The organism is Mycobacterium sp. ITM-2016-00318, from assembly GCF_002968285.2.
Lineage (GTDB): Bacteria > Actinomycetota > Actinomycetes > Mycobacteriales > Mycobacteriaceae > Mycobacterium.
Map to the genome: position 1 here is coordinate 1,809,488 of NZ_CP134400.1, position 13,015 is coordinate 1,822,502.

Consider the following 13,015-nt stretch of genomic DNA (forward strand, 5'->3'; position numbering starts at 1 on the left):
ACCGGTGGGATCGCTTGTCCTGCAGCCCTTTCCCAACTCACACTTAGTCCGGATGAACTCTTGTTCTCATCTTGCGTATGAGTTTCTCCACGCTCTTCTGATGATTTTCGTACGTGCCCAGCTCCCGCGACGGTCCCAACGGATGCTGTAATGCGTACCAAATGCTGTCAAGGCGACTATTCATTTTTCCTGCTCCTATTAGGTATTCACCATAGCATGTTATGGCGCTGACCTGCGATTATCTGGTGCCGGCAAGCCTATAGTGACCCGCCCGCGTGCTCGCTCACGCCGATTTCTGAAGGCATCGTTCGTGCTTTGACCGATCACCCCGCCACCCAAACCACACACGGGCGCCGAGGGTTCCCGCCTAAGCGAGCTGGGATGGCGTCGCGACCCCTCATCTTGCTCGACTCAGACGGTTCGCGCCTCGTCGGCGTACTCGGGATTGGAGAGCTTTTCGGCAAGTTGGTCTAGCTTGGCCTGCAATTGCTGCCTCTGTTCGCCTTCAGCGGGGTTGATGTCACCCTCAGTTTGCCGCTTCAAATGCACTACCTTTTCGACGTACTTGTTGGCAGTTTCAATCGCCGAATCGATCTTTCCGAGCACGTCCTCTGCATCGGCAGGACTTGTGGCTGCCTCAATCTTGTCGGGATGGGTTTCGGTCCCCGTGATGGTGACTGCATGCCCCCGAGCTGTCTGCAGGAAGCAATCCGTCCAGGCGACGGGAGGCAGCGGCAGGATTTGAATCCGGATGATGGCTTGCTGCAGTGTTTCGCCTACGACGATCTCGGGCTTGCCGACTCTGGATATTCCCCATTTTTCTGACATCGCTAGTCCTTTCTTTGGCTCTCTAGTTGTGACCGTGAAGTCCAGCGTGGGACGCGGCCCGCTTCGACCCTTCGCGGGGGATGCATGTGGGGTACCCGATCCGGCCTGATTAGATCGCGTCTTGAGTGATCTAACGCAGGTACCTAGCCAGCGCACATTCGCCTTTCGCGGGGGTTCGATTCCGGGCAACTCGACTGTCGAAGTGCCGCTGATCAGCCGCGCTTCTCCATTGAGCAGATGCCACGATGAGGGCGTGACTGAGCGTGTGATCGACGACCTTGCCGCGAACGCCTCGATCACGCCGGATCGCCTGAAACCCCGACTGGTCGTCCGACCGCTCCGGCGGGATGAGCACAAAAAGTGAGCACGTCCAAGATGACTGGTGGCCGTCACGATCACGTGTGACAACGGCACCAGCACGACGGCGACGGCGTACTTCTGAGTCCCAACGTCGCCGTTAACCCGATCCGCGCCCGAGCCGTGTACTACGGCCCCGGCGGTTTCGGGTTGGTATGCCTTGTCCGCTGACGGCCTTGAATGATCCCGGGCTTTGCGTGCCGGACGGTGTCGGCCTCGGGTGCGCGTATCGACGGGAGTCGCTGCGTTTCCTCGTCTCGATCAGGTGTCGGATGTGCGTGCCGGACGGTGTCGGCGTCCAGTGCGCTTAACGGTGCGAGTCGCCGTGTCTCCTCATCCAGCTGTAGTGACGGCGTTGGGAGCCGGACGGTGTCGGGTTCTGGCGCGCGGATTGGCGAGAGTCGCTCTGTCTCTTCTTCCACGTGACGTGTCGGTGGCGGGCACTCGGTTTCGGTCGTGGCTTCACTGAGTCCGATGCGTGCGTGCAGCCACTTCAGCGGCCGCGGCGCCCACCAGTTGAGGTCGCCTGCGACACGCAGAAATGCGGGTACCACGACACCGCGAATCACGGTGGCGTCGATGACAATGGCCAGCGCGGTACCGATGCCGAACATCTTCATGAAGGACAGCCCGTTGGCGAAGGACAACAACGTAATTGTGAGCAAGAGCGCGGCGCTGCTGATGATCCGGCCTACCCGCCCAAGCCCGACGACGATGGCGTCGTTGTTCGACAGCCCCGCGTCGCGGGCTTCCTTGATCCGGCTGAGCAGGAAGATCTCATAATCGACGGACAGGCTGAACGCGATGCAGCACAACAGGACAACCATGGACAGGTTCAGCGGCGCGGGGGTGACTCCGAGGATCGGGGCCAGGTGTCCGTCCTGGAAGATCCAGACCATTGTGCCGAGGACCGCGCTCAGCATCAGCAGGTTCAGGACGAGCGCCTTTATCGGCACCACGACGCTGCCCGTGAACAGGAACAGCAGCACGAACGTGGCCAGAGCGATCAGCAGAATTGCCACCGGAAGCCGGTCGCCGACTGCGGCGCTGGTGTCGGTGAGTGTGGCGGTCGGACCGCCGACCTCCACCTGGTGGTCATCGATCTCCGCACGGATTGCGAGCACGAGCTGTTGAGCGGCGTCCGACTGCGCGCCTACCGATAGAAAGACCAAACCATAGGCAGCACCATCATTTTCGAACCCTGGCATTGGGCCACTGATGAGCTCGCCGCGTTCGAACGTGCCACCGGGTGCAACCACGCGCACCACATCGTCCATGAGTGACACCGCAGCGGCAAGATCATCGAGCGCGCGGACATCGTTGCGGGCCAACAACGTCACCGCCTGCGACGTGTCGGTCGTGTAGTTGTCGCGCAGCGATTCGGCCACCAACCGTCCATTGGAATCGGACGGTAGCGCTCGTTCGTCGGGCATGGCGAGCTGCACGCCGAGGAAGGGAATGCCGAGCACCAGCAGGACTGCAATCACCGGCACGGCCCACTGCAGCGGCCTTTTCGTCACCGCCTCGGCGCAACGCCGCCAGAACGCCGAGTCTGCAGAGAGAGGAGCCTTTCGGCGGATGACCGAAAGCGAATCTATTCGCTTTCCCAGCAGGGCCAGCAGCGCCGGCAACACGACGATCGCACTGACTGCCGACAGGATCACTACGGCGCTCGCGGTGAGAGCGGTCGACCGAAGGAAGTAGAGGGGGAATACCAGAAGTCCGGACATTGCCAAGGTGACAGTTGCTGCGCTGAAGATGATCGTTCGACCGGCGGTCGTCACGGTCGCGATGATGGCCGACTGATGGTCCTTGCCCTTGTCGCGTTCCTCCCGGAATCGCGACACCATCAGCAGGCCGAAGTCGATGGACAACCCGAGACCGAACGCTGTCGCCACGGTGAGCGCGTGCACCGACACATCGGTGACGCTGACCATGAGCGTCAACACCAGCAGTGTCATGACGATCGACGTGATACCGATGGCAAGAGGCAGGAAGGCGGCGACGAGACTGCCGAAAACGATAATCAGCATGACGAGCAGAATGGGTAGAGCGATGCTCTCGCTGATGACGAGATCGTGTTTGACTCGGTCCTCGATCTCTACCGATACGCCTAGCGGGCCGCCTGCACGCACTTCGATCGCCGGGTCGTCGGTGGGCAGCGCGTCGATGATCCGGATCGCCGTCTTCGTCGCCTCGTCAGTGGTTCCGCCGACATGCACGAGGATGAGACCGGAGCGACCATCGTCACTGCGCAGATCCGTGGCCGGTTCGGAAGTGAACGATCCGACCACCTTCGCCGCGGGTTCGACCTCGACAAGCTGCCGCACTCGATCTGCAGCCGCCGCGACGGCGGGATTCTCGACAGCGCCGTCACGCGCGACGACTTCCAACACCAGGTTGGGTGTCGAGGGGAAGTTCTGGTCGAGGTAGTCAGCGACCTGTGCCGATTCGGAGGCCGGGTCGACGAAACCACCGACGCCAAGCTTCTCGGACACCCCGGCGCCGAAGACGATGCTGACACCGAGTAGAGCTAGGACCGCGATGAGGATCATCTTCGGCTGCCGTACCGTCAGAACGGCCAACCGGCTCAACATTTCTCGCTCACCACCGGCAGTCTGGACAGCATGGGCCGCAGGGTCGCCAACAGCTGAGACGCGTCGCTTAGATAGAAGTGACCACCCCGCAGGATCTGCACGGAGAATTCGCCGGATGTTCGCGACCGCCATTCGTGCAAATCGAACTCGTTCACCAGCGGGTCGTTGCTGCCACCAAAGGCGTGGATCGGGCAGGACAGCACGACCGGTTCGGCTTCCGAATCGGTCATGCACAGGCGCAGGTCGATTCGTGCCGTCGCGACAGCTCGATCGCGCAGGTCGGGCCAATCGGCGAGCTCCGGCGGGATGCCGCCCAAGTCGGACAACAGCGCCGTCAGCTGGTGATCGTCGAGGTGGTCAACCGCTGGTATCGGCGCCGGAAGATGAGGTGGCGCAAAGGACGACACCAGCAGAACGCAAGGTAACTGAGCGTCCGACGCCGCTCGTAGGCACGCCAACCTGTATGCCAGCAGGGCGCCGAAGCTGTGACCGAAGAACACATGCGGATCGTCGAATGCCGATTTCAGTTGGTCATTGACCTCTCCCACGAGATGGCGCAGCGTCGCGAATCGTTCACGGTTGAGGACCTCGACCGGAACTACATCGACGCCCGGTCCGAGCGCCTTGCTCCACGCGTTGAACATCGCCCCGCCACCGCCGGCGTGATGGAAGCAGAACAACCGCACCGTTTCACGCGCCTTCAGAGGCTTCCGTGAGGAGCGCAAGCTCCTCGACAATCGCTTTCACCGTGTATCGGATCTGCTCCTCCGAATGGCAGCTGGTAACGAAGAATCTCAGGCGCGCTTTGTCCTCCGGCACGGCCGGGTAGATGATCGGGTTGGCGTTGATGCCCCGCCCGAGAAGAGCATTGGACAGCTTCAGCGCTGTGGCCGAGCTCCCCACGATGCACGGAATGACCGGTGTGCCCTCGCTGTCGCCGGTGTCGAGGCCGGCCTCGCGGGCAAGCGCCAGGAACAACGCGGATAACTCATTGAGCCGCTGCAGGTGCTCCGGCTCGCTGCGGATCGTGCGGATCGCGGCGAGCGATGCCGCCGCGGTGGGTGGTGGCATGCCCACGCTGTAGACGAAGCCCGGCGTCGTGTACTTGAGGAAGTCGACGAGCTCCCGGCTGCCGCAGACGTATCCGCCGCAGCCGGCCAGCGACTTCGACATCGTGCCGGACCACAGCTCGACGTCGGTTCTGTCGACGCCGAAGTGTTCGCCTATGCCGCCACCGGTTTCGCCGAGCACGCCGATGCTGTGCGCCTCGTCGATCATGAGCAACGCCCGGTGCTTGCGCTTGACCTCGATGAAGGCGGGTAGATCGGGGATGTCACCGTCCTGGCTGTAGATGCCCTCGATGATGATCAGCACCCGGCGGTACTGGTGCCGGATGTTTTCGAGTAGCTCGTCGAGGGCGGCGTGGTCGTTGTGCGGGAACGGCCGGCGGGTGGCCCCGGAGAGCATGCAGCCTTGCATGATGCTGTCGTGAGCGAGGCTGTCGTGGATTACCAGATCGCCCTCGCCGAGCAGGTGCCCGATCACCGTGACGTTGGTGGCGTGGCCGCTGACCAGAGCGATCGCGTCCTCGGTGCCGAGCAGTTTCGCCAGCTCGAGCTCGAGTTCGCGGTGGACCGGCTTCTCTCCAGAGATCGGGCGGGACGCCGAGCACGAGCTGCCCCACCGGCGCACCGCGTCCGACACCGCCTCGGAGACCGCGGGGTGGCCCGACATTCCCAGATAGTTGTAGCTGGAGAAGTTGATCACCTCGGCACCGTCGATGATCGAGGTGTCGCGAGTGACGCCGTCGTTGACTCTGAAATAGGGGTTGTCGACGCCGATCGCCTCGCCGAACGCGAACCGGTCGGCCAGGGCTTTCACCTCTTCGAACTCGCCGATCCGGAACTGCGGGGTGACCGCCGACGCGTTCGGCGCTGTCCCTGGTGAAGATTGATGCGCCTGCCCGCCGGCCATGCTGATCACGTCGGCGACTGTGGTGGTCGCGCCGAACCCCGCTGGGTCGAAAGTCACCCCGGGGAGTTTGCGGCTGAGGCCGCTGAACACGTCGGCCACCATGATGGAGTCGAACCCCAGGTCCCCGACGATAGTCTGGGCCGGCCGCAGTTTGTGTTCCGGGAATCCACTGACCCGCGCAATCTCAGAGCGCACCATAGCGGTCGTGTCCTCGGCCGAATGCGCTTGCGGTTCAGCATCGGCCGGCGTGGCGGCAGCGAGATTGCCCTGCCCGTACGCGGCGAGTACGGCGGCCTGTTCGCGGAACAACGCGATGAGATCGTTCATCGTCGAATCCTTCGTTGGGTCTTTCGCGGTAACCGCCTTCGGGGCAGCACTCAATGTCGCCGGCCGGACGGCTCCGGCGCCCTCCTTGATCCAGAACCGGTTTGCGGTGCTGAACGAGTATCCGCTGAGCCGATGCCCGGTTCGAGCTTCGTTGGGGTAGAGCAAGTTCCACTCCGGGTTCAGACCGTCGCGGTAAAGTGCGGCGACGGTTCCGAGCGGATCGGCAGCGACATTCATTGCAGGCGGGGCGTTTTGGTGCGATCGCGTGATCATCGGGCCGAGCGTGCGCTTGGTCCCGAACTCCACGAGGTGTGTCGGTTCGGCCTGCATCGCTTCGGTTGCTGCGTCGGCGAACCGAACCGTGGCGCGGACGTGGGCAGCCCAGTAGTCCGCGTCCATCGGTTCGTCATCGCCGAGCAATCGGCCGTGCAGCGTGGAGAAGATCGGGTATGCGGGCCGTCGGTAGGAGCACTCCGCGGCCACCGACGCGAATTCCGCCGTCATGGGATCCATGAGTTGTGAGTGGAACGCGTGCGAGACGTTGAGCTTACGCACAGTGAACCCCGACTGTTCAAGGGCGTGTGCGGCGTCGTCGATCGCTTCCATTGCACCAGACAGCACGACCTCGCTCGGGCCGTTCACCGCGGCGAGATCGAGTGGAAAGCCGGCCACTTCATCGACGTGAGCGCGGACTGCCAACATGCCGCCGCCCGCAGGCAACTGCTGCATGAGACGGCCGCGGGCGACTACCAATCGGCAGGCGTCGTCAAAGCTGAACACATCGGCGACGACGGCCGCGGCGTACTCGCCGATGCTGTGCCCGAGCAGCCACGCCGGTTCTGCGCCCAGCCGACGCAGTGCCTGTGCCTGCGCGTATTGCATCGCGAAAATCGCGGGCTGGGCGAACTCCGTGCGATCGACGTGTTCGCCGTTCATGACCTCGCGGATGCGCGCACCCAGGTGCGGCTCCATCGCTTCCTCGACCTCGTCGAGCGCCGCGCAGAAAACCGCGCTGCGCTCGCCGACCGCCGCCATGCCGGGGTATTGCGTGCCTTGGCCGCTGAACAGCCAGCCCGCCGACAGTCCAGCAGCGGTTCCCATTTCGAGGTCGCCCCGCAGCGCCGCGACGGCCTCGGCGCGGTCTCCGACGACGATCGCCAACCGTGACTCGCCGGAGGCCTTCATCCGGTTTGTCGACCAGCACAGCTGCGCCAGTGGAGCGACGTTTTTCTCGAGGTCGCCGGCCAGCTGCAAAGCATTGCGGCGCAACCCCTCTGGGCAATCTGCAGATAACGTGACGATTCCGGGCTCCGACGGTGCGTCCGACGACGGCGCGCGCTCGGCCGACGGGGCGCTGGCGAGGACCATGTGGCAGTTCGTGCCACCGATACCGAAGCTGGAGACTCCGGCATGAACGGATGTCGCCGGCAGTTCCATCGGTTCGGACAGTATCCGCAGTCCACCGTCGGCGAGCCGAAGCTGTTCGTTCTCCGAATCGGCGAAGCGGGACGGCGGCACCACTCGATGGTGCATGCTGAGCGCCACCTTGATAAGGCCTGCGATACCTGCCGCGCCCTCGGTGTGGCCTAAGTTGCCCTTGATCGAGCCGATCGCGCATGGGGTGTCGCGGCGCGAACGGTGAGCGTGCGCAAGTGCTTTCGCCTCGATCATGTCGCCCAGGATGGTCCCTGTGCCGTGTGCTTCGAGGAAGCTGATCTGCTCGGGCGAAATCCCGGCGGTTCGGCATGCGGTGGCGACGACCTGCTGCTGCGCCCAGCGGTTCGGCGCCGTGATGCCGTTGCTGCGGCCGTCGCTGTTGACCGCGCTGCCCTTGATCGTGGCGTAGATCGGCAAGCCCTCGGCATCTGCGTCCGCCAGACGGCGCAGGACGACAACGGCGACTCCCTCGCCACGTCCGATTCCATCAGCCTTGCCGCTGAACGGTTTACAACGGCCGTCCGGAGCCGCCAAGCCCGCCTTCGTATAGAAGACGTTGAGTGCAGGGGTGAGTGTGAGGTTGACGCCGGCTGCGACTGCCTGGTCGCATCCCCTGTTGCGCAGAGCCTCCACGGCCAGATGCGCGGCAACCAGTGACGACGAGCACGCGGTGTCCACCGCGAGGCTCGGACCTGTCAGATCGAGTTGGTAGGAAAGCCGGTTCGCGGTCATGAAATAGCCGTTGCCCGAACCGTCCTGCGCTGTGATCGCGCGGTAGTCACTCATGTGCAGGTGGGCCCACTCGTTGGCCATCACACCCACGAACACCCCGGTATTGGAACCGGCCTGCCCGCGAGGGTCGAGCGTGGCGTTCTCCAGCGCGCGCCACACCGTCTGAAGGAGTAGCCGTTGCTGCGGATCCATCGCCGCCGCCTCGCGCGGCGATATGCCGAAGAAATCGTTGTCGAAGGCATCGGCGTCGCTGATCAACCCGCCGGCCAGATGGTTGATGGCGCCCTCGCGGTGCAATTCGGCCGCGTTCCAGCGCTCGGCCGGGATTTCGTCGATAGCGTCTGCGCCGTCGAGCAGCAGTTTCCACAGGGCGGCGGGATCGTCCGCCTTCGGGAAACGGCAATCCAGGCCCACAATCGCGATGTCGTCGGAGTTCATCGCAGGTGTTCCTGGTGCAGAACGTCGGTGAGTTCGCCGTCGAGGTACGTGGTCCGCATCGATGCCCGCTGCACCTTGCCGCTGGTGGTGAGGTGAATCCCAGCCCGGTTGACGAACACCACGCCGGGGGCGGGGACCTCGAAGGCGCGGGCGACGGCGCCCTTGACTGCGGCGGCGAGCTCGCGAAAGCTCATATCACCGAGCAACTCAGGCTTGACGGCCTGAATCAGGACAAGACGTTCAGCATCGTCGACGTCGACTGGAATCACGCATCCGCGCGAACCGCTCACCGCGGGGTGCACGTCCTGTACGAACTCTTCGATGTCCTGTGGATACAGGTTGCGGCCGTTGATGATCAACAGATCCTTGAGGCGACCGGTGACGTAGAGCTCGTCAGCATGGAGTAGCCCGAGGTCGCCGGTGCGCAGATAAGGATGCTCTCCATCCGAAGTGTGGGCGCGAAACCGTTCGATCGTCTCCGCAGGACGGTTGTGGTAACCGCTTGCCACGCTGGCACTGCGCAGCCAGATCTCGCCGACCCGGTCTTCGGCGAGCGCCTCGAGGGTCTCGGGTTCGACGACTCGCACCTCGACTCCAGGTGCCGGCTCGCCCGAGCTGACCAGGCTGATGGCGCGGTCCTTGGCGGGTAGGTAGCGGTGCTGTTCGAGGGAGTCGGCGTCGGCGTCAAGGTGGCGCGGAACGCCGCGGCTCACGGTGGCCATCAGTGTCACCTCAGCCATGCCGTACCCAGGGCGCATCGCCGACGGCGAAAAGCCGACCGGAGCAAGGACTTCGGTGATTCGCTCGACGGTGCGGCGGCGAACGGGCTCGGCGCCGTTGAGGGCGACTTCCCAAGCAGACAGATCAAGGCCGGCGAGTTGCTCGGGAGTCACTCGCCGCGCGATCAAGTCGTAGGCGAAATTCGGTGCCGCGGTAATGGTTCCGTGGTAATCGCTGAGCGCCTTCAGCAGCCTGACGGGTTGCTTCAGAAACGCCAGCGGCGACATGGTGACGAGGTTGGCTCCGTTGAAGAACGCCAGCAACTGGCCGATGAGGCCCATATCGTGAAAGTGCGGGATCCAGCCGACCAGCACCGACTTGCTGCTTGCCCGGAGGGCTTCAGACATTGCCGTCTCGTTGCTCACCATGTTGCCGTGGGTCACGGCCACGCCCTTCGGGGCTCCGGTCGACCCGGACGTGTACTGAAGAAACGCGACGATGTCGGAGGCGAAACGCGGCATCGTCCACGAGTCCGCATCGGCGAGCGGCGCGTTGTCGATCGCCACGCACTGCAGTGGGCGCTCGAGATCAAATCCCTCGATGCCCGCGGTGAGCAGTCCGCGCAGCTTCTCGGTGGTCAACGCCAGGCTGCTGTCCGCATCGCGAAGTATCCCGGCGACGCGCTTCATGCTCCGCTCATCCATGGGAAGCGGGGTGGGCACAGCGACGACTCCGGCATAAAGGCAGCCGAGGAACGCGCGCCAGAAATCGATACCCGGCTCGAACAGGAGCAGCACCGGACGATCGGTGTCCGGTCGTGAACTGAGCCACGCGGCGACCTCGCGGGCATCACGGTCGAGCTCGCCGAAACTCAGCGCCTCGGGAACGAGACGTCGGCCAGACTCGTTCAGGAACGTGAAACAGCGAGTATCTGCGAATAACTCGAATTGCGACCGCAGCTGCGAAACGAGGTCTTTGGGAGCAACGCAGGGCGTTGCAGTGCTCCCGTTGTCATCCATGGTCATCGCCACTCCTTCGGGTCACCGCCAAGGCGGTCGCCGGAGATGACTACAGCGCGACCTACGAGGCGGACCCTCCGATCACAGCAAAGCTGTGCATTGAGATAGTGACCCCAAAGCCGCGGTTTGACAACCCTGAGTTCCTGGTCAGATGCAAGCGGTGCCCGGGACTGGTCATCGACGTCTTGGCAAATTTCTACCGGGCCAGCGGCCAGGACGCCTTCATGCCACCTGCTCGCGCTCGGCGACGCTGGTGCCGATGAAGTCGGCGATGCGCGACAGGGTGGGGTAGTCGAAGATCATCGTCGGGTCGACCTCGATATCGAAATGCAGTTCGACGTCACCGACGAGGCTGATGGCGTGCACGGAGTCGACGCCCATTTCGGCCAGGGGAACCATGGGGTTGATGGCGGTCGCCGGTACCTCGAGGTATGAAGCGAGTTGCTTGGTGAGCCAGCCGAGGATCGGGCGGCGGTTTGCGTTCATTATGCGCTCCTTCGATGGTCTGTTTGTTCCGTAAGTCGACGAAAGCGCTGACTTCGATCAGGCTTCGCCGGTGCGTGCGGCTTGTGATCAATGGTCGTGGTCACGCGGCGATCCGGTAATCGCAGGGAAGCCAGATTCCACCTCGGAAAGGAGAGGGTTTGCTGTCCGCCAGGCAAGGTGTGAACTCCGCGCCCTTCGAGATGGCATGCTCGTTGTGAACGGCGTGTAGAAGGATCTGAGCCGGGAACACAAGTACCGCCCAGCCGACGCGAAAGACAACGATGTCCATCGATAACAGTGCCCGACCGGCCACGACAACCTCGACGGCCAAGAACCTCGCGACGATGTTTTACGACCGTGTCGAGGCATCCGCCGGCAAGGAAGCGTTCCGAAGACTCGTCGACGGGAAATGGACCTCGCTGACCTGGCGCGAAGCCGCCGAACAGGTGGAAGCACTGGCGGCCGGGCTGCTCGCACTGGGCCTCGAACCCGAGCAGCGGGTCGGCATCGCGTCGAGTACCCGCTATGAGTGGATACTGGCCGACCTGGCGATCATCTGTGCTGGCGGCGCAACCACCACCGTTTATCCGACGACGAACGCCGATGACACCGCCTACATCCTGCGCGACTCGGGATCTCGGTTCGTATTCGCCGAGGACGACGCACAGCTGAACAAGCTGCTGGAACGTCGCGACGACCTGCCTGACCTCGAGAAGGTGGTGCTGTTCGACGGTGCGGGTGACGGAGACTGGGTGCTGTCGCTCGACGACGTCGCGGCGTTGGGCACCCGACACTTGCAGGAGCATCCGAAATCGGTGCGCGAACGCGCCGATGGCATCCCCGCCGAGCAGTTGGCGACGCTGATTTACACATCGGGCACCACCGGCAAGCCGAAGGGCGTACGGCTGTCCCATCGAGCCTGGGTGTACGAAGGCGACGCCATCGCGGGCTTCGGGATCCTCGACGAGGACGACCTGCAACTGCTCTGGTTACCGCTCGCGCACGCGTTCGGCAAGGTGCTGATCTCGGCCCAGCTCGCGTGCGGCTTCGCCAGCGCCATCGACGGCCGGGTGGACAAGATCGTGGAGAACATGGGCACGGTCAAGCCGACGTTCATGGGCGCCGCCCCGCGCATCTTCGAGAAGGCCCACGCCAAGGTCGTCACCTCCCAGAAGGGTGCCAAGGAGAAGTTGTTCAACGCCGCGTTCGCGGTCGGGCGGCAAGTCGACCGCCGGCGGCTGGCGGGCAAGTCGGTGCCGCTGCCGTTGAAGGCCGCGCACGGGTTGTTCGACCGGCTGGTGTTCAGCAAGGTGCGAAACGTGTTCGGCGGCCGGATCAAGTTAATGATCTCCGGCTCGGCGCCGCTGAACCGCGAGATCGGCGAGTGGTTCCACGCCGCAGGGCTGCTGATCCTGGAGGGTTACGGGCTCACCGAGACGTCGGCCGGCGCATTCATCAACCGCTTGGAGAACTACAAGCTGGGCACCGTCGGGCAGGTGTTCGACGGTACCGACACACGTATCAGCGACGACGGCGAGGTGCTGGTCAAGGGCCCCTGTGTGATGGACGGCTATCACAACCTCCCCGACAAGACAGCGGAGACGCTGACCGAAGACGGCTGGCTGCGCACTGGCGACAAGGGTCAGCTCGACGAGGACGGCTTCCTCACGATCACGGGGCGGCTCAAGGAACTGTTCAAGACCTCCGGCGGCAAGTACGTCGCACCGCCGGCGATCGAGAGCAAGTTCATGGCGCTGTGCCCCTACGCGGGCCACATGCTGGTATTCGGCGAGTCACGCAACTTCTGCGTCGCGCTGATCACGCTGGACCCCGACGCGATCAGCGGCTGGGCCAAGGAAAACGGGCTTGGCGATCAGGACTACGCCGACTTGGCGAAGTCAGACCGGGTACGAGACATGATCGGCGAGCACGTGCAGCGACTCAACTCCGAGCTGAACCGGTGGGAGACCATCAAGAAGTGGGAGATCCTCGATCACGACCTGTCCATCGAACGCGGCGAGCTGACTCCTTCGTTGAAGGTGAAGCGGTCGGTGATCGCCGACGAGCAAAAGGATCTGCTCGACTCGTTCTACTCCTGAC

The 13,015-nt window shown here is 63.7% G+C and carries 7 protein-coding genes; 1 reads left to right on the top strand and 6 read right to left on the bottom strand.

Translation table 11 applies throughout. The features are described from left to right. Positions 1 to 411: 411 nt before the first annotated feature. From C6A82_RS08760 to C6A82_RS08785, 6 genes are all read right to left on the bottom strand, one after another. Positions 412 to 828 carry a hypothetical protein gene (locus C6A82_RS08760; protein ID WP_105346152.1) on the bottom strand — a complete coding sequence of 139 codons (417 nt, stop codon included), beginning with the start codon at positions 826 to 828 and terminating at the stop codon, positions 412 to 414. A 485-nt stretch (positions 829 to 1,313) separates the two neighbouring features. Continuing rightward, complete coding sequence (locus C6A82_RS08765) at positions 1,314 to 3,770, bottom strand: MMPL family transporter (RefSeq protein ID WP_233216985.1); 2,457 nt, start codon at positions 3,768 to 3,770, stop codon at positions 1,314 to 1,316. A 5-nt stretch (positions 3,771 to 3,775) separates the two neighbouring features. Continuing rightward, positions 3,776 to 4,468 (bottom strand): thioesterase II family protein, encoded by a 693-nt coding sequence (locus C6A82_RS08770; RefSeq protein ID WP_142405979.1) that lies wholly within the window; start codon positions 4,466 to 4,468, stop codon positions 3,776 to 3,778. Between the two features lie 4 nt (positions 4,469 to 4,472). Next, complete coding sequence (locus C6A82_RS08775; protein ID WP_105346157.1) at positions 4,473 to 8,690, bottom strand: type I polyketide synthase; 4,218 nt, start codon at positions 8,688 to 8,690, stop codon at positions 4,473 to 4,475. After that, entirely contained in the window at positions 8,687 to 10,435 is a 1,749-nt protein-coding gene (locus C6A82_RS08780) for a fatty acyl-AMP ligase (RefSeq protein ID WP_233216986.1), read from the bottom strand. Before C6A82_RS08780 ends, C6A82_RS08775 begins: the two co-directional genes overlap by 4 nt. Before the next feature lie 216 nt (positions 10,436 to 10,651). Continuing rightward, positions 10,652 to 10,915 carry an acyl carrier protein gene (locus C6A82_RS08785; RefSeq protein ID WP_105346158.1) on the bottom strand — a complete coding sequence of 88 codons (264 nt, stop codon included), beginning with the start codon at positions 10,913 to 10,915 and terminating at the stop codon, positions 10,652 to 10,654. A gap of 281 nt (positions 10,916 to 11,196) precedes the next feature. Between C6A82_RS08785 and C6A82_RS08790 the strand changes: the two genes are divergently transcribed. Next, on the top strand, positions 11,197 to 13,014 hold the full coding sequence (locus tag C6A82_RS08790) for a long-chain fatty acid--CoA ligase (protein ID WP_105346162.1): 1,818 nt from the start codon (positions 11,197 to 11,199) through the stop codon (positions 13,012 to 13,014). Position 13,015: the final 1 nt, after the last annotated feature.